This window comes from Streptomyces himalayensis subsp. himalayensis (assembly GCF_013778455.1).
Classification (GTDB): domain Bacteria; phylum Actinomycetota; class Actinomycetes; order Streptomycetales; family Streptomycetaceae; genus Streptomyces; species Streptomyces himalayensis.
Genome location: NZ_JACEHE010000002.1, coordinates 281,985 through 300,822 on the forward strand (window position 1 = coordinate 281,985; position 18,838 = coordinate 300,822).

Sequence of the window (18,838 nt, forward strand, 5' to 3'; positions counted from 1 at the left end):
TTTGGTGCCACACCCGGCATGCGGCATGCATCACTCGCCCAGTCGTCCGGCACGCAGCCTGTTGGTATTCCTGACGGGTCTTCCGCAGACCCGACGCAGCCCGAATCGCATGTCGTCAATCGCCGCAGCCATCCTCGCCCTGGAGCGGCAACGCTGAAAGGGCTCAGTGACTCGAAGCTGACCTTCGTCCGGTACCCCGGCACTCGTGACATTTTTCCTCCGGAAGGTGTCCAAGCAGCAAGTTCCGCAGGTAGTTGCGGGAACCGTCGATGCCGAGAAAGCCTCCGGACATGCTTCCGTGCAAAAAGTTCAATGAGCGCCGCCGAGACCAGCCGAACTCGGCATCAAGCACCTGCATTGCCGCTGGCCTTGGGCCAAGGGAAACCCTCGTCACCAAGACCCGCGCTCCGCCATCCGCCGACGCAGCGAGACATGCAGACCCTGCCGGGGATTCCGAGCCGACCGTTCCACGACATCAGCCTTCCTTTCGATGGGTGGTCACCGATCGGGGAATCGTTGTGAACACTGTTGGGACCAACGCACGTTGGTGCACCACACGGATGCCTTTGAGCAGTTTTCCGTATCGGAGGAGGACGCCGGCGAGCAGTGCAGCCGTGAGGAGTTGCGCCGCCAGCGCCGCGGTGGCCGGAACGATCCCGTCGGCGGCGTGCCCGACGGCCAAGACGCAAAGTCCGACCATGAGGGCCACCAACGAGGCCTCCATGTAGGAGACCACGACATGACGCACTGATCCGGGAATCACTCTCCCCATCCATAAGACATAGGCCACGTGTTGCACGAGCCTGCACATCAACAGAGCAATGACCAAGCCGTGGATCCCCGATTCGGAAGCGATGGCGAAGCCGACCCCAGCGACGAGGGCGGCCAGATGCAGGATCTCGATGACTGCCTTCTGCCACACTCGTCCCATTGCCGCAGCCGTCGCAGCGGGAAAATACGTGACGACGTTGAGCGTACCGAGGAATGCCAGCGGTGGCACCAAGTCGGCGGTCTTCTCCCAGCCTTCGCCCAGCAGTACTTGCACGGCATTCCTAGAGCACGCGGCGATGGTTGCCGCCATGAACAGGAAGAGCAGGGTCGTCATCGCAAGGCTGTCGACATACGCGCTCTTCAGCCGTGCATGTTCGGCCTGGATACGGCTGAAAGCCGAGAACAGGACCTTGTTCACCGCGGTGGCCACCTGATGCAGAGGCAGCACTGCCATGAACCAGGCCCGGTTGTAGTATCCCAGAATTTCCATCCCGGCATACCTGCCGATGACAAAGGTTTCGCCACTGGTTGTCAGAAACTCCAGGAATCCTACACAAGATACCTGGGTGCTAATCGACGCCATCTCCCGCATAGCGCAGAGACTGAACAGCGGGCGCGGATCATGCCTGACCAGAGCGATACTGGCTGCCGTCATGACAACGGACTGACCGACCCCCGCGTAGACCAGGCTCCATACTCCACTGCCCGCGAGTGCTGAGGTCAGACCGATACCGCAGTAGCCGAACAGATACGAGCCGAATTCAGTCAGAGCAAGGCTCTTGTAGCGCATGTCCCGGCGAAGGAGTCCCACAGCGGTCGAGCCGATTGCGGAGATCACGAAGGTCAGTGCCAGAATCCGGCATACCCCGACCAGTTCGCCGGGGCCGTTGACGACGCGGACACCGAAGGGAGTGACGAACCAGCAGACGGCAAACATGCCGACTCCGGTCGCGATTCCGACCGCGAGAGCGGCCCGGACATGCCGGACTTCGAGAACCGGCCGCTGCACGACCGCCAAACTCAGACCGCTCTGAGCGAAGTAGATCACAAAGCGAAGCATGAACATCGCCAGCCCCACGAGCCCGAAGTCTGCCGGTGTGAGCAACCGGCTCATCACGGCCGTGTAGGGCACCTGGACCACAAAGGAAGCGACCGCTCCGAGCAGGGTCCACCTCACCCCATCGGCGGCAGTCGAGGTCAGACGGGCCGGCGACGCTCGCCGGGCGGAGACACTGTCCGCGAGGGCTACGTCCGAGACATAGGGCTTCCCGTCGGTCACAGGCCCAAGGCTGACGTCGCTGCCGTCCGGCTCCGTGGCAGACGTCGCAGCTCCGGAAGTCCTTCCAATTCCACTGCGGGCACGGCACCTGGAGCCACGAGGACAGCGCACCCGCGCCGGGCACCGGCTTCCTCACGCGAGGGGCAACGGGGCCAGAAGACCTCGTAGGGACCGATGGCCTCATCTCCCAGATACTCGATCGACAGCTCCCGGTCGCCATACGTGTCGAAGGCATAACCGCTGTCGTCGAGAACCTTGAAGTCATCGATCACGATGACGGAGTCGGTCCACTCCTTGGTGATGAGTGCAACTTCTTCCCGCAGGGGCAGATCCTCTTTCCAGTGGGCGTCGAGATAGAACAGGACATAGGATGGGGGAAAGTGGTCGGCGTTGCGCAGTTTTTTCAGCGCGGCTCGAGAGTCTCCAACGAGTACCCGTACCTCCGGGATCTTACGGAAGCGCCGCTTCGCGCAGTACGCAAATCCTCGATTCTTCTCGACTGTGCAAACGGGCTGCTCCGACACATTCAAGAAGAACTGGGCAGAAGCCCCGTAGAACGTACCGGACTCAAAGATCGCTTCAGGATCGATCGTTCGGACCAGTGAGCGGAACAAGCTCTGCCGAAAGCGTTGCCCATTGAGGTGAGGGTACGGTCCATACAGGCAGGGCTTAACTGCACGAACTATCCTTGTGATCGACCGTTGGAGCGATCCGGACACACGTTCCAAAGGTCGGCGGCCGATGTCGCAGCCTACGGTAACCTGCATGCAAGGCATATGGTCACACCCTTCCATAGCACCCAACCCCGATCGTATTGACCTGCCCACCTCTCATAACCGTATGAGGAATGGGTGTCATTTGAGAACCACTCATCCGGATGAGCCAAGAGGAATTTAATTCCCGTATGGGGATGAGCCGCGAGAGCGTTTTAAGCAGGCCGTGGGTGTTGTCGCAGGACCAGCACGGCCAACGTCAGCTCAAGACGGGATTAGTTCGTCAGGTGGGACCTGATCGCATTGCGGAGCCTGGCTCGCTTCGCATCGTCCTGCAGAGAGCCGGTGACGAACCTGAGGGCCGATGCGGCGTGTTCAGCAGCCATCGTCACAACCGAGTCGTTGTTGGTCAGGTACTGCTCGGGGACGCCGAACAGGCGCGCTGGCATCCGGCCCGCGGAACGAATGCCTGTGACCTGGTTGGCGAGATTGTGCCCATGGATCACCTGAAGCCACGCGGGTCGGCATCGGACCTGCACCTGAGGGTGATCCGTGATCATATGGTGAGATCTGCAGAACACCGTACCCCACGGACGCCCGGGCAAATTCGGCTCGATATAGGAGATGAACGGGTTAGCGATGTACGGGCGCAGGTAGAACCGCCCGGCAGACATCTGGTAACCAAACACAAGGTTGACGAAGTAGGCACCGTCGACCTTGCCGAGCTGTCTTTGAACGGCCTCGACGTAATGTGGCGCCAGCGCATCGTCACAGTCGAGACGACTGGTGATCAAATATTTCTGCCGACCCAGCCCGGCTGTGGAGATGGCCTTGTTCACTGATGTCGGACCGAACCCACCTTCCACCCAGACAGGTTGGAAAACACCGTCAGCCGAGAGCTTCTCGATCTGGCCGCGCCAACGCTGCGGCGTTCGAGCGTCACAGAACACGAACCACTGTCGAGGCGCACGTCGCTGGCGACGGACGGATGGCAGGCACAGGTCGCGAAAGATGGGAAACCTGGCAGCCACCCATTCCTCAGGAGGCGGTTCCTGGTCGTCCATGAACCGCACATTGAACCGCGTGAGGAGAATGTGCTCAACAGCCATGGCTGCAGTATCGAATGGACTGATTCAGGTCTGCTGTCACGTGTCGAATATCCGGCTCGGACAGCATGGCGGACCGCTGGACCACAGCTAGCCTCGATTCGTCAGTGGTCGTGAACACTGCAGGCAGACGTGGGTGTTCCCATCAACTGGAGCAATCCGTCGCAAAAACGCCGGGCCATTTCCTCGACCGTGTAGGCGGCGGCGTCCTTCCGGCAGGCGGCCTGGAGCACGTGCAGGCGCCGAGGGGCGTTCAACAGCGCCGTCACGGCCCCAACATAGGCATCCAGGGAATCCGGCGTGATCAGGGAGTTGCGGCCGTGAGTGAGGTACTCGAACTCCGGGGCGTGCCAGGGCCAGTCTGTGGTGACGACCGGTGTCCGCAGGGCGAAGGAGTCAACCGCGCACAGGCCGACACGGCCCGGCATCAGCATGACGTCGCTGACCGCGCCGAGCAGCGCGGTGCGCGCTCCCGTCGCACGCCCCAGTGCCACCACCGGGCTGCCGGGCTGAGAGGCGGCGTCGTCCACCAGGAGCCGGTCGGCGCCGTCCCCTGCGACCAGCAGGCGGAAGCCGGGAAGTTCCGCGGCGATCTGCCTTGCGGATTCCAGAAGGAAGGGGATTCGTTTGGGAGCGTCCAGTCCGCCCAGGAACAGCGCGGTGCGGCCGGGGACCAGATCGAACTGTTTCCTCAACAGCGCGGCCTCGACATGCTCCCGAGTCCCGGCCTCCTCGGCGCGTTCACAGTCTTCGGCGAGCGCCGTCGTATCGACAGAGTTGCGTACGACGGTGATCCGGTCGGCGGGAAAGCCCCGCGCGGTGAGATGTGCAGCCCCGCCTTCTGTATAGGCGAAGAACCAGGCACCGCGCCGCGTCAGCGCGTCCTTGGCCAATGACTCGATGCGGGTCACCGGCTTGGTATACGTCCGGCCGTGTCCCCAGAATGCCACTGGAGGAGCATGGCCGGCGAACCGTGCGATCTGCTGCCTCAGCAGCAGGGGATACGTGTCGAGGTTCTGCAGTGCCTGCTCCACTACGACCGCGTCAGCGGAGGCCGCCCGATTCCGCAGGTGGCGCCAGGTCAAGGATCTTCCACCCGGAATGGACACTTGTCGCGTGGGCACCTGCCTCGCGCAGGCGCAGTGCGCGGAGTCCCTTCTGGCCGCCTGGACGGAGGCAGGGGTCCCGTAGAGCACCTCCAGCGTGATGCCCTCGGTTTCGAGGAGTGTCTGGAGCCGTTCGTAGAAGCCGGTCCGGTAGCCAGGAAGGTACGGCTGCACCAACAGGACCCGCCGTCGGCTTTGCCTGGGGCCCCCGCCGCCTCGGCCACTCGCGGATCTGTGCGACCCCCGCGCGCTCTTGGTTGCGGAATCTTGCCAGGCCCTTCGCGCATGGCTTTTCAAGCTGGACACACCTCCAGTGCCTGAGGCCGGTGCCATGGCGACCTTGCTTCAGTCACCATCGGCGCGGCTGTTCCCCTGTGCGGGACGCCCTCGGCGCCCGTACACCGAGAGCATTCTTGGTTTCGGGTATGCCTCCCCCGACCACACGTGCGGCGAGTCGTCGCGGGGAAGCCAGGATCAACTGGCCGGCCTGCATGCCTTGCGTTGGGCACCAACTGGGCTTCCTGCCCCTGCGGACCGGAGCACGCCCTTGCCGAGCGCCTGGCAGGCGACACCTTGGAGAAACCGGGCGTTGCCGAACAGGTAGCGACGCCACAAGCGGCGCGGTTCGCACCCCAGCCGGAACAGCCATTCCAACCCGTTGCACTGCATCCAAGACGGCGCCTGCCGTTTGGTTCCGGCGATGAAGTCGAAGGCGGCACCGACCGCCACGGCGACCACGGGCAGTGAGACACACAGTTCGGCCGCCTTGCGGTCCTGCAGCGGGGTGCCGAGGCCCACCCAGACGATGTCCGCACCGCAGGCGCGGATCTCCTCCTCCTGTCCCCGCCGCTCCTGCATGGTGAGAGGCCGGAAGGGCGGCGAGCACGCGCCTGCGATGACGGCACGGGGAAACCGCCTGTGTAGCTCCCGTCGCAGGGAGCCGAGCACCTGCGGGGTCGAGCCGAGCAGGTAGTGGCGCAGTCCGGTGCCCTGGCTGAGCTCGAAGACGTTCAGGACGAGGTCGGGGCCGTAAACCCGGATGCCCGGCATGGTCTTGTCCCGGTGCAGCAGACGGTTGGCCCACACCACCGGCTGGCCGTCCGGGAGGTTGAGGGACGCCGATCGCAGGACGTCCCCCAGCTCCGGGTCCCGGTCGGCGAGCGCGAGCGTGTAGGCGTTGCACAGATGAACGTCACTGCCACGCCCTGTGCCGACCCTTGGGGCAGCCCCCGTGGCTGTCCCTGTGGCGGCCTCGGGATCCGCGGCCTCGCGCGTTCTGCGCATCTGATCCGCGAGCGTCAGGACCTGACGCGCCGCGCCAAGAGGCGTGTGCGCGGTGATGGGAATGCCCATGCACTCGACCTTGGCCGTATGACGGAGGGTTTTGTCCGACTCTACTGACTTGATCACGACTGCACCGCGGTGCGGGTCACGATCACCGGAGGGGTGCGCTTCTGCTGCAGGCCGATCCCTCCGATGCCGTCTGTGCTCAAGCGGCGACGGAAGCACGCGATCGTCTCGCGCAGCCCGTGCTCGACAGGCGTTGTGGGCTCCCAGCCCAGCAGCTCACGGGCCAGGGTGATGTCCGGGCGCCGTCTCTCCGGATCATCCTGGGGCCTCGGAATCGTCGTCAGCGGGGATGCAGATCCGGTGAGCTTGGTGATCCACTGGGCGAGCTCGTACATGGTGACCTCGTGCGGATTGCCCAGATTGACCGGTCCCCCGTGGTCGCTCTCCAGCATGCGCAGCAGTCCCTCAACGAGGTCGTCGACGTAGCACAAGGACCGGGTCTGGCTGCCGTCCCCGGTGACAGTGAGGGGTTCTCCGCGCAGTGCCTGGCAGATGAAAGTGGGGATGGCACGTCCGTCGTCGGCGCGCATCCGCGGGCCGAAGGTGTTGAAGATACGAACGATCTTGGCGTCGATGCCGAGAGTCCGACGGTATGCCGCGGTCAGCGCCTCGCTGAAGCGCTTGGCCTCGTCGTAGACGGACCGCGGGCCGACGGGGTTGACATGCCCCCAGTAACTCTCGGGCTGCGGATGAACCTGCGGGTCGCCGTACGACTCCGACGTCGAGGTCAGCAGGAAACGGGCACGTTTCTCTGCGGCCAGATCGAGAGCGTTCCATGTGCCCGCTGACCCGGTACGCAGCGTTTGCAGCGGGAGCCGCAAATAATCCACGGGGGAAGCTGGAGACGCCATATGAATGACGGCGTCCACAGGGCCTTCCACATTCAGTCCCTGATTCACATCCGCGCGAATGAAGTGAAATCCGGGAGAGTCCCTCAAATGGTCGATGTTATGCGGCGTGGAGGTAAGGAAGTCGTCCACGCACACGACGTCGCCGCCTGCAGCAAGCAGGCGTTCACACAGGTGAGAGCCAATGAAACCGGCACCACCAGTAACTACTGCACGCATCACTGCCCTCTCGTCCGCACCCTGAGGTGCCCTCACCGGACAGCTCGGAATGTCGCCGACAACCCAGGCTGGCATATGTTTTTGACCCGCCCTCAAGAAGAGTTACTACAGGCCGGGAGTCCGCCGTTTCACGCACGTACCCAAGGAGTCGTTCGTTTTCCCCTGATCGGCAGTATGAAGAATCAGCTGCCCGGGTTCGGCGATCCTGCCACTGGAACCCCGCACAGGCGACGAGCACTCGCAGCCAGCCCCGTCACCATCACGCCGGTCGCAACACCCACCTGACTCTGTCTCAACGCGTTGGACATGGCAGCACTCACGCTCCCGGCCCTGCACCCGTCAAGAGCCACCACGTCCACAGCGCACCATGCAGCCGATGTTGGAATCGGCGCTCCGGCGAGCAGAGCTGACGGGTTCTCTGAATGCGTGGTCACGGCGCGGGAACCTGTGCGCCCATCAGGGACCGGCTGCTCCCCCATCCGGTGACTTCTGAGGACCGCCCTGTTATTCGATGTCGCTATGTCCCATTTATTCAGGTATCCAATCTTGCTGTCACGGCCTGCGCTGCCGCCGGCCCTGAACTCGATCGAGGAGCGTGGGGAAAGATGCCGACATCGTCAAAATGGCGAGCCTCAGTGGCCTCAGCAGCTGCGGCTGCTGTGCTCGTCACCGCACCACTGGTGGGCGCAGGGACCGCCCACGCGCAGTACCCGCCAGGGCCGGGTCTGACCCTCACCGACACCACAGGGCTCCCAGGACAGACGATCAGCTACAACGCAACGGGCTTGGAGTCGTTTGAGGAGGGGAACGAACTTTTCTTCTCGCGAGTGAAAGTTCTCGGCACATTCCGCGCCGACGCGGAGGGCAACGTGTCAGGGACGTTCACCATTCCCAGAAGGGCCAAGCCAGGTCTGCACGTCTTCGAACTCGTCCCCGAGGACCGGGACCCTATCCTCGCGGCCAACATCACCGTGATCGGCCGTGGGAAGGACGGGTACCCCGGCCCCGGGTATGGGAAGGGGGAATACCCCCACCTCGCGGACACCGGTAGCGACACCAAGTTGCTTATCACCGGTGCGGCGGCGGCAGGGTTGATCGTCGCTGGCGCAGGAACCCTGGTGGTCATGCGCCGGCGCACGCGTTCTTGACGGAGTCAGAGCATGCACATGCCGCGCTCTTACGTGCGTCCTGGGCCCGTCCAGGACGCACGCGACCTCCGCCTCGGTGGCCTCCGCCGTCCAGCAAGAACTCTGCTGCTGGTCGCCACCGGTCTGCTCCTTGCGGGCGCGGCCTGGATTGTCGTCACCGGTCTACTCGCCCGGTCCGAGCTGCTGGCGGCCCAGCAGGACCTGGACAAGCTGCGGCAGTCGTTCGGCACCGCTTCGGCGGCGAGCAGCACTGCCGCAGCTGCCACACGACAGTCCGGCCTGGATGCAGCGATGCGCTCCGCGGCGGAGCATGCCGCGCGAGCGCATCGTCTCACCACCGGTCCTGCCTGGTATCCGGGCGCTCACCTGCCCTTCATCGGGGAACCTGTCCGAACAGTGCGCGGTGCCGCGTACGCCGCCGACAGGCTGACCGGCGAGGTCCTGCCACCGCTGGTGCGTGCCGTCCCCGAAATCACTGTCGACGCACGCAAGGGCGGCGTTCCACAGATCCTCGCGGCGTTGCAAGGCCAGGCCCCGGCGATCGCCCGAGCCGCGCACGTCGCAGCCGAGGTGCGGAGCGAAGTCCGCGAACTGCCCAGCTCCACCTGGCTGCGGGCTGCGGACCGGGCACATACACAGTTGTCCCGGCAACTCGACCGTCTCAGCACGGCCGCGGCCGACGCCTCTGTCGCAGCTCGCGCGCTTCCGCCGATGCTCGGGGCACAGGGGACACGACGCTACCTCCTGGTCTTCCAGAACACAGCCGAAGCACGCGGTACTGGTGGGCTGCCGGGGGCCTTCGCCGTGCTCAGCGCCGACAACGGCCGACTGCGTTTCGAGCGCTTCGGCAATGACACTGAGCTGGGGCACACCAGCGCCGACGTGAATCTGGGAGCCGAATACGCGGCCCTGTACGGAAGACACGCCCCCACCCGCGTCTGGGTCAACTCAAATGTCAGCCCGCATTTTCCCCATGCCGCCCGCATCTGGACCGCGGCATGGCGGAAGCACAGCGGTCAGCGCGTGGACGGTGTCATCGCTCTCGACCCCAGCACCCTGAGCCTGCTTCTGCGTGCCACCGGACCGGCCCGACTACCCGACGGGACAGCCCTCACCGCCGACAACGCGGTGGATCTCACCATGAGGGCCAGCTACGCGACCCACGAGGACGTCCTGGCACGCAAGGCATTCTTCATTGATGCGGCCCGCGCCGCCGCCGCTCGGCTGATGGACGCGGCCGACGATCCGCGGCTGATCCCCGCGATGGTCCGTGCTGTTCACGAGGCCCAGCAGGAGGGACGTCTCAAGCTCTGGAGCGCCCGCCAGTCCGAACAGCGTCTTCTCGAATCACGTCTGTTCGGTGGTGCGCTGCCCGACACCCCCGGGCCGTTCGCCGGACTCATCGTGAACAACGCGGCCGGCACCAAGCTGGACTACTACCTGGATCGCCGCCTGACCTGGACGCCGGGCCGCTGCACCCCGAACGACCGATCCGTCACCGCGACCGTGACTCTCGTCAACCGGGCACCGGCCTCCGGACTCCCCACCTACGTCACCCAGCGGCTCGACAAGCGGCCCTATCGCACGCGGCCCGGCGACAACCGGCTGCTGGTGTCCTACTACGCCAGCGTGGGCGCCAGCCTGACCAGGACCACCCTCGACGGTCGCCCGGTCATGTTGCACTCCTCCGTCGAACGCGGCCATCCCGTCTACACCTTCGATCTGGAACTGCCCGCCCAGTCCAGCCGCACGCTGGTGCTGCACCTTCGGGAGCCGCTTTCAGACCGCGCCCCTGTGCTTCAGCGGCAGCCACTGGTGATCCCGCTCCAGGCCACGGTGACGCCGGGGCGATCGTGCCAGGCCTGACCAGATGCCCGCCCCTTTCTGCGCATCCCAGTCCACCGAGTTGCCCGAATTCGAGTCGACCGAATCCGCTGATCGGAACCGTCTGTGACGAGCAAGCACTGTCGGACGTCACCAGGCGCCGCAGCTCCGATGACTCAGAGTGATGCTCGGAACCAGCCGCGAAGGATGGTGTCGATGGGTGCCACGAAGCCGAGCAGGCCGAGGCCGGTGACGCCCATCGTGACGGCGGCTGTACTCCTGACGGCGCTGCTCACTTCCTGTGCCGCGGCGGCAGAACACGGAAGCCCGGCTGCGGTTGCGCCGGTGCGGGCTGCAAGAGGGACCGAGCAGTTGCGACCAAAGGTGCTCGAGACCCTTCCCCATGACGCCGAGGCATTCACCCAGGGACTGGAGATGGCCGGCGGCACGCTTTACGAGAGCACCGGCATTGCCGGGCAGTCCTCTGTTCGGGCGGGCCTGCCCGGCAAGAGCCCCACACTCCGCGTCACGATGCCCGCGCCGCTCTTCGGTGAGGGGATCACCGTCCTCGGCCGCACTCTGTGGCAGCTCACATGGCAGAACGGCATCGCGATCGAACGCGACGCAAGGACCCTGTCAGAACTGCGCCGGGTCTCCTACCAGGACGACGGCTGGGGCCTCTGCCACCAGCGGGAACGCAACCGGCTGGTGACGAGCAACGGATCGTCCCGACTCACCTTCCGGGATCCGAAGACGCTGGCGAAGCAAGGCGACGTGGCCGTCACGGCCCATGGGCGGCCGGTCACGGCGTTGAACGAACTCGAATGTGTCGGCGATCTCGTGTACGCCAACGTCCTCTTCACTGACCGGATCGTACGCATTGACGCCAGCACCGGCGCGGTGACGGGGGAAATCGACGCCACGGGCCTGTTGCCCCCGAACGAAAGAGTGCACGGAGCCGTCCTGAACGGCGTCGCCGCCGTCCCCGGCACCGATCAGTTCCTGCTCACCGGCAAGCTGTGGCCCAAGATGTTCCGTGTCAAGTTCGTCTCCTCCCCAGCACCAGCAGTGCGGCAGATGCCATCCGAACGGTAGCGGCGAACACATGGGCCCTGTTCAGCAGCGGCCGGATGGGGCCGCCACCGCAGCCAGGGGCAAGGCAACCCTCAGCGACGCAGATCACCGCACGCGCGACTACAGCACGGCGGCATATGTTGGGTAGTCTCAGACGGACTGCATAAGTTACTGCTTAGTAATCACTGAAGATCCGCTGAAGCACCCCGCTGAAGCACCACCTCGCAGGCCCGAGGAGCCCCCAAATGCAACTCGCCGCGATCATCGTGTCGCTGGTGCTGACCGTGGTCGGCGTTGCGCTCATTGCCCGAGCCGTCGCCCAGATCTACCGGTTCATCACGCTCGGTCAGCCCGTGCCCGCCGGCAGCCGCACGGACAACCCCAAGCAGCGGACGATCACCCTGGTCAAGGAGTTCCTGGGCCACACCCGGATGAACCGGTGGGGGATCGTCGGCTTCGCGCACTGGTTCGTCGCGATCGGCTTTCTGACCCTGCCGCCGACGCTGGCCCAGGCGTACGGGCAGCTCTTCGAGGCCGACTGGACGCTGCCGGCGATCGGCGGCTTCCTGCCGTTCGAGATGTACATCGAGTTCATCGGCCTGATGACGGTCGTCGGCATCCTGGTGCTGATCGTGATCCGGCTGCTGAGCCTGCCGTCGCGGGCCGGCCGCAAGTCGCGGTTCGCGGGCTCCAAGGCCTGGCAGGCGTACTTCGTCGAGTACGTGATCCTCACCATCGGTCTGGCGATCCTGGCCCTGCGCGGTCTCGAGGGCGCCATCCACCATGTGGAGCACTACGAGGCCGCGTACTTCGTCTCGTATCCGCTGGTCCTGGCCTTCAAGGGGCTGAGCGTCGGCGCGCTGCAGAACCTCATCTACTTCACCGCGATGATCAAGATCGGCACCTCGCTCATCTGGATGATCACGGTCTCGCTGAACACCAACATGGGTGTCGCCTGGCACCGCTTCCTCGGCTTCCCGAACATCTGGTTCAAGCGGAACGCCGACGGCTCCACCGCGCTGGGCGCACTCCAGCCCATGACGTCCGGCGGCAAGCCGATCGACTTCGAGGACCCAGGCGAGGACGACATCTACGGCGTCTCCCAGGTCGAGCAGTTCTCCTGGAAGGGCCTGCTGGACTTCTCGACCTGCACCGAGTGCGGTCGCTGCCAGTCGCAGTGCCCCGCCTGGAACACCGGCAAGCCGCTGTCGCCGAAGCTGCTGATCATGTCGCTGCGCGACCACGCGTACGCCAAGGCCCCCTACCTGCTCGCCGGCGGCGGCAAGACCATGGAGGGCGAGGAGAAGGCGACCGCAGAGCAGCTGAAGGACGTCCCGGCCGCGGCGCTCGCCGAGGCCGAGCGGCCGCTGATCGGCACCGTCGAGGCTGCGACTGACAGCGGCTTCGCCGCGGGCGGCGTCATCGACCCGGACGTCCTGTGGTCCTGCACCACCTGCGGTGCGTGCGTGGAGCAGTGCCCGGTCGACATCGAGCATGTCGACCACATCGTCGACATGCGCCGCTACCAGGTCATGATCGAGAGCGCCTTCCCGAGCGAGGCCGGGACGATGCTCAAGAACCTGGAGAAGAAGGGCAACCCCTGGGGGCTCGCCAAGAAGCAGCGTCTCGAGTGGACCAAGGAAGTCGACTTCGAGGTGCCGGTCGTCGGCAAGGACATCGAGGACCTCAGCGAGGTCGACTACCTCTACTGGGTCGGCTGCGCGGGCGCCCTGGAGGACCGGGCCAAGAAGACCACCAAGGCCTTCGCGGAGCTGCTGCACATCGCGGGCGTCAAGTTCGCGATCATGGGCGGCGACGAGAAGTGCACCGGTGACTCCGCCCGCCGTCTGGGCAACGAGCCGCTCTTCCAGCAGCTCGGCCAGGAGAACGTCGCCATGCTGAACATGGCCTTCGGCGAGGACGACGAGGACGAGAGCACCAAGAAGCCCAAGTCCGCCAAGAAGATCGTCGCCACCTGCCCGCACTGCTTCAACACGATCGCGAACGAGTACCCGCAGCTCGGCGGCGAGTTCGAGGTCATCCACCACACGCAGCTGCTGCAGCACCTCATCGACGAGGGCAAGCTGATCCCCGTCACCCCCGTCGACGGTCTGATCACCTACCACGACCCCTGCTACCTGGGCCGCCACAACAAGATCTACACGCCGCCGCGCGAGATCATGGACAAGGTCCCGGGCCTGCGCCAGCAGGAGATGCACCGCCACAAGGAGCGCGGCTTCTGCTGCGGCGCCGGCGGTGCCCGGATGTGGATGGAAGAGCGGATCGGCAAGCGCATCAACACCGAGCGCGTCGACGAGGCGCTGTCCCTCAACCCGGACATCGTCTCCACCGCCTGCCCGTTCTGCCTCGTCATGCTGACCGACTCGGTCAACGGCAAGAAGAACGACGGAAAGGCCAAGGAGTCGCTGCAGGTCGTGGACGTCGCGCAACTGCTGCTCGACTCGGTGAAGACACCTGCCGACAACCCGCCCCCGGCGGGCGAGGCCGAGGCGGAGAGCGAGCCGGAGCCGGAGCCCGTCAAGTAGGCAAGGTTCGTACCGTTCCGTACGCTTCGTACGCAACGCGAAGGGCCGGGTTCCCGTCTGGGGCCCGGCCCTTCGCATGCCTCCTCGTGCCGCCTGGTGCCTCGTTGTCCGCCCTGCCCTTACGTGGCCGGTGAAACAAGAGCATCATGAGCCGGTTGTTGTTGTCCGTGATGCCGATGCCATTGAGGTGGATGGTGCCTATACCGAGCGCAGGAAGCAGAAGTCAGCGCCACCGCCACACCGGTCTACGAGCCACCGCCGCCGTCCTGGGCTGCGCTCTCCTGCTCTCCGGCTGCGGCGAACTCGCGCATGACGGCGGGTCCGCCACGAAGCATCAGCAGGCGACCAGGACGGCTGGTGCTTCCAGGGCTCCCGGCAAGGACGGGGGCACCCCGCGCCTGCCCGTGCCCCGCGGCAAGGGCAGCCGCGTCGCCGACGACTTCAATGGCGACGGGCACCGCGATCTCGTCCTCAACGACCTGGTGAAGGGCCCGGACGAGCTGCACGGCGACGACGCCGGCATCGGGGTCGTGTACGGCGGCGGGCAAGGGCGAGGGCAGGGACTCGTGCCCGGTGCGCGGCAGTTGCTGAGCCCCGCCGAGTACGCCGCACCGACCAAGGGTCAGCTGCCCGCCGCCTTCGACGCCGAGGCCTCCTGCGATCTCGACGACGACGGCTTCACCGACCTCGTCGTCTCCACCGACCCGCCGTACGACGGTCAGGGGCAGCCGCCGGTGCCGTTGCAGCTGCTCTTCGGTTCGCCGAAGGGGCTGGCCGGCAAGGCCGTGACCGTGCGCATCCCCGCCCGTGCCCGGTTCGGCAACGACTGGCCCGACCAGTCCGTGTGCGGCGACTTCGACGGGGACGGCGCCATGGACCTCGTCGTGCACGCGTCGGACAGCCGGATCAGTTATCTGCGCGGGCCCTTCAGCCGTAAGGGCTCCCCCCGAGCCGCCGGCACTCCGCTGGCCGCGCCCGGGAACGTCCCCGTCGGGCCCTCCGTCGACGTCAACCGCGACGGCTACGACGACGTGCTGGTGCGCGCCACCGCCTCCCCCGAGTCGGCGTCGAGCCTCGTCCTCGGGGGTCCGGCCGGCCCCACCCGTACCGGGAGCGTCTTCCCGGCGGGCTCCGCCGTGGCGTTCGGCCGTTTCGGCAAGGGCCGGGGCACGGACGCCGCGATCGGCACGAGCGACGGGGTCGCCTTGCGCTACGACGTGCCCGGCACCCTGCGCGGAAGCCTCTCCCGGTCGGGTACCGCCGGAGCCGGCGCAGTCCTGGCGGCCGGTGACCTCGACGGCGACGGGCTGAGCGAACTCGTTGTCGGCGGCGACCGGTTGCAGATCTTCAAGGGGCGCTCGAAGGGTCTCTCGGCGGCAGGCGCGGTCACCGTGGCACCGGCGGCGCAGGGCTCCACCCAGCTCCTCGCCGTCGCCGACTTCGACGGGGACAAACGGGCTGATCTCGTCGTACGGACGTATCGCGGGGAGACGAAGGATACGGTGGCGCTCTTTCCGGGGAGGAAGAGCGGTCTGGTCGCGGTGGAGCCGGAAGTGACCTTCTCCACCGCCGAGTTCTTGGGGGGATCCTGATGACGCGGAGGCCGCGGAGGCGAGCGGCGAGGCGCAGGGCGGTCGGACGGTGCGCGGTCGCCCTGTGCTGCGCCATGGCGCTCGCCGCGTGCGGCGGTGGCGGGGGCGGTGACGGCGGCAGTGACGACCAGAAGTCCAACGGCACCCCGCCCCCCGGCAAGCCCGCCGCCGACCCGGATCCCGGCGACTTCAACGGCGACGGTTACGACGACTACATCCACGTCGTCACCGCCACCGACCGCGACCGCAAGCGGTCCAAGACGACCCTGGTCATCGTGTACGGCTCGAAGAAGGGCCTCAACACCGACTGGGCGGTGCGCATCCCCGAGGGCTCGGGCAGCGACGCATGGTTCACCGGTCCCCTTCTCCGCGCCGACCTCGACGGCGACGGCTTCACGGATCTGGTCGGCAGCCGCGGCCCGTCGGCACCGGACAGCACATCGCCGCGCCAGCAGGTATTCGTCATGTACGGCGGTGCGCGCGGGCTGGACACGCCCAAGGCGCTCGACGTCCCTCAGGGCACCCGGCCGCTCGCGGTCGCGGACTTCGACGGAGACGGCTCGGCCGATGTGCTGGATGCCGGCACCAAGGGCTCCGGCCCGCCGATGGGGGGCACATCGGCGACCAGCGGGCGCCTGCTCTACGGCCCGTTCGGCCGCTCGGGAAAGCCGGAGCGGACCGCCGATCTCGATCTCGGGCAGCACGGTTACGCCGCCCCGTCCAGCGCCACCACGGGAGACTTCGACGCCGACGGCCGCGCCGAAGTGGTCCTCACCTACAGCTTCGACGCGGAGGAGGACGAGACGGCCCCCTCCGACCTGCACACCGTCGCGTACTACGAGGGCAGCGAGCAGGGCCTCGTGCGCGTCGGGGGCCCGGAGGCCCGTATCGCCGAGGCCGTTTCCACCTTCGACGGCCCCCGCACCCCGGCCACGGGCGACGCGGACGGCGACGGCACCGACGATCTGCTGCTGCCCACCCAACTCGCCGTCGCCCCCGCTGACATGCCCGGCACCGGTGGGGCGCTCACCATCATGTACGGAGCGAAGTCCGGCCTCGGCACGGGCCGTGAGGCGACCGTCATCGCTGGAAAACGCCGTATCGACTTCGGATCGTCGCCCGCCGTCGGCGACGTCAACGGCGACAAGAGGCCCGACGTCGTGGTGAACACCCCGGACTTCCGGAGGCACGACGGCAAGGTCACACTCCTGCCGGGCAGTTCGGCGGGCGTGCCGTCCGCCACGGGCGAGCAGTCCGTCGACGCAGAGACCGCGGGCCTGCCCGGCACCCCCAACCCGCACTACTGGAACGCGTTCAACCATCAGCCGCCGCTGCTCGATGTCGACGGCGACGGCCGCTCCGACGTGATCGTCTTCGGGCCGCTGTACGAGAAGCGGCGTGGAGCATTCCTGGTGCTGCGCGGTACGGAAAAGGGGCTCGACCCACAGAAGGTCCAGTTCTTCACGCCGGCCGACATCGGCGTCTCACTCCGGCTCACGTAGGACCCGTCCACCGCCAGTCCAGCAAGTCGGGGGCGGTCGCGTACGGAGCGGTGCTCGGCACGCAGGGCGTGGGGTGCGGGGTGGCCGACAACCGAGTGCGGGGTGGCCCGACAACCGCCTCACCAACCCCTCCGGCCACAGGAATCTCCGAACTTCCTTACAACCGTCACCCGGTCCCATCGGTCTCCTGATCGCCGAACCGCCGTGCAAAGCGCGGATGAACCCCGGGCAAACCCGGGTGGTTCGGCACCCATCGACTGCGGGCGCCCGCCAGGCGCCCCCGCATGCCGCAGGAGAAACCCGCATGCACAAGCACCTGCGACTCGCCCTCGCGACGGCCTCCGCGGCCACGCTGACGGCCGGTCTGCTCGCCTTCTCGGCCACCACCGCCTCGGCGGCCCCCTCCGGCCTTTCCGGCGACTTCAACGGCGACGGCTACCGCGACCTCGCGATCGCCGCGCCCATCGCCAAGGTGACCACCAAGTCCGGCGCCGGTTACGTCGCCGTCGTCTACGGCACCGCGAGCGGCCTCGACACCTCGAAGCGCCAGATCATCAGCCAGGCCACCACCGGCATCCCCGGAACCCCGGAGTCGTACGACTACTTCGGCGACCGCCTGACCACGGGCGACCTCGACGACGACGGCTACACGGACCTGGTCGTCGGCGTGCACGGCGAGCAGATCGGCTCGACCGGCGACTCGGGCACGATCACCGTGGTCTGGGGCGGCGCCGACGGCCTCAAGACCGCGACCAATCTGACCTCTCCGCTTCCCGAGAACCTCAACGAGCTGGGCTGGTCCGTGGCAACCGGCGACTTCGACGGGGACGGCGACACCGACCTGGCCGCGGCCAACCTCGCCTACCCCGAGCTGAACGTCTTCAAGGGCCCGATCTCCCGCACGGGCGCGGCTACGGAACTCGTCGGCATCGACACGTACGAGCAGACCGGCATCAACACCGACAAGATCGTCGCAGGTGACGTCACCGGCGACGGCACGACGGACCTGCTGGTCATGGGCCAGCAGGAGATCACCGGCGGCTACCGCACCCGCAGCGTCCTCTACAAGGGCTCGGCGAGCGGCCTGACGGCCGGCAGCAAGGTCGCGGGCGGCTACGACGCGGTCATCGCCGACGTCGACAAGGACGGCTACGGCGACATCGTCACCGGCAACTTCATGGAGAAGTCGACCAGCGAGCCGAACGGCGGCCTCGGCGGCGCGGTGACGGTGACGTACGGCGCGTCCACCGGCCTGAGCTCCCGCACCCCCGTCCGTATCAACCAGGACACCACCGGCGTGCCCGGCACCGCTGAGAAGGGCGACGCATTCGGCTGGAGCCTGGCGGCGGGCGACGTGAACGGCGACGGGTTCGCGGACATCGCGGTCGGCGTCGCGTACGAGACCATCGGCTCGGCCAGGCGCGCGGGCTCGGCGGTCGTCCTGCGCGGCTCGGCGTCGGGCCTGACCGGCACCGGCGCCAAGGCCTTCTCCCAGAACACCTCGGGCGTGCCCGGCACGGCCGAGTCCGAGGACCACTTCGGCGACGCGGTCCGCCTCGTCGACGCGGCCGGCGACGGCCGTACGGAACTCGTCGTGGGCGCGATGGGCGAGAACGACGGCGCGGGCGCGGCCTGGCACCTCAAGGCCGCCTCGACCGGCATCACCGCCACGGGTTCGAAGTCCTTCAACAGCACGACGCTGGGCGGGCCTTCGGGGCTCGCGTACTTCGGCAACGTGCTCGCGGGCTGACCAGGAGAGA

The 18,838-nt window shown here is 66.8% G+C and carries 13 protein-coding genes; 7 read left to right on the top strand and 6 right to left on the bottom strand.

Annotated features, from left to right (window positions below; translation table 11 throughout):
- Positions 1–475: 475 nt before the first annotated feature.
- The 6 genes from H1D24_RS05030 to H1D24_RS05055 form a co-directional block, all read right to left on the bottom strand.
- Entirely contained in the window at positions 476–2,050 is a 1,575-nt protein-coding gene (locus H1D24_RS05030; RefSeq protein ID WP_181656138.1) for a lipopolysaccharide biosynthesis protein, read from the bottom strand.
- The gene (locus H1D24_RS05035) at positions 2,047–2,664 is read right to left on the bottom strand and encodes an O-methyltransferase (protein ID WP_181656139.1); all 618 of its coding nucleotides are present in this window, start codon (positions 2,662–2,664) and stop codon (positions 2,047–2,049) included. The genes H1D24_RS05030 and H1D24_RS05035 overlap by 4 nt, the downstream gene beginning before the upstream one ends.
- Before the next feature lie 374 nt (positions 2,665–3,038).
- Complete coding sequence (locus H1D24_RS05040; protein ID WP_181656140.1) at positions 3,039–3,872, bottom strand: glycosyltransferase; 834 nt, start codon at positions 3,870–3,872, stop codon at positions 3,039–3,041.
- 101 nt (positions 3,873–3,973) lie between these two features.
- Positions 3,974–4,903 (bottom strand): glycosyltransferase family 4 protein, encoded by a 930-nt coding sequence (locus tag H1D24_RS05045; protein ID WP_309484205.1) that lies wholly within the window; start codon positions 4,901–4,903, stop codon positions 3,974–3,976.
- A 546-nt stretch (positions 4,904–5,449) separates the two neighbouring features.
- Positions 5,450–6,328 carry a WecB/TagA/CpsF family glycosyltransferase gene (locus H1D24_RS05050; protein WP_181656142.1) on the bottom strand — a complete coding sequence of 293 codons (879 nt, stop codon included), beginning with the start codon at positions 6,326–6,328 and terminating at the stop codon, positions 5,450–5,452.
- 53 nt (positions 6,329–6,381) lie between these two features.
- Positions 6,382–7,392: a UDP-glucuronic acid decarboxylase family protein gene (locus tag H1D24_RS05055; protein ID WP_181656143.1), complete on the bottom strand. Its 1,011-nt coding sequence runs from the start codon at positions 7,390–7,392 to the stop codon at positions 6,382–6,384.
- Positions 7,393–8,051: 659 nt separating this feature from the next.
- Here H1D24_RS05055 and H1D24_RS05060 point away from each other — a divergent pair.
- From H1D24_RS05060 to H1D24_RS05090, 7 genes are all read left to right on the top strand, one after another.
- Positions 8,052–8,540 (top strand): hypothetical protein, encoded by a 489-nt coding sequence (locus tag H1D24_RS05060; protein ID WP_220136379.1) that lies wholly within the window; start codon positions 8,052–8,054, stop codon positions 8,538–8,540.
- An 18-nt stretch (positions 8,541–8,558) separates the two neighbouring features.
- Positions 8,559–10,406, top strand: coding sequence for a DUF4012 domain-containing protein (locus H1D24_RS05065; protein ID WP_181656145.1), 1,848 nt, complete (start codon positions 8,559–8,561; stop codon positions 10,404–10,406).
- A 207-nt stretch (positions 10,407–10,613) separates the two neighbouring features.
- On the top strand, positions 10,614–11,459 hold the full coding sequence (locus tag H1D24_RS05070; protein ID WP_309484206.1) for a glutaminyl-peptide cyclotransferase: 846 nt from the start codon (positions 10,614–10,616) through the stop codon (positions 11,457–11,459).
- A 224-nt stretch (positions 11,460–11,683) separates the two neighbouring features.
- Positions 11,684–13,984 (top strand): (Fe-S)-binding protein, encoded by a 2,301-nt coding sequence (locus tag H1D24_RS05075; RefSeq protein ID WP_181656146.1) that lies wholly within the window; start codon positions 11,684–11,686, stop codon positions 13,982–13,984.
- A gap of 191 nt (positions 13,985–14,175) precedes the next feature.
- A complete protein-coding gene (locus H1D24_RS05080) occupies positions 14,176–15,576 on the top strand; it encodes an FG-GAP repeat domain-containing protein (protein WP_181656147.1) in 1,401 nt (466 codons plus the stop codon).
- Positions 15,577–15,650: 74 nt separating this feature from the next.
- A complete protein-coding gene (locus H1D24_RS05085) occupies positions 15,651–17,078 on the top strand; it encodes an FG-GAP and VCBS repeat-containing protein (protein ID WP_181656148.1) in 1,428 nt (475 codons plus the stop codon).
- Between the two features lie 304 nt (positions 17,079–17,382).
- Entirely contained in the window at positions 17,383–18,828 is a 1,446-nt protein-coding gene (locus tag H1D24_RS05090) for an FG-GAP-like repeat-containing protein (protein ID WP_181656149.1), read from the top strand.
- The last annotated feature ends 10 nt before the right edge of the window (positions 18,829–18,838 follow it).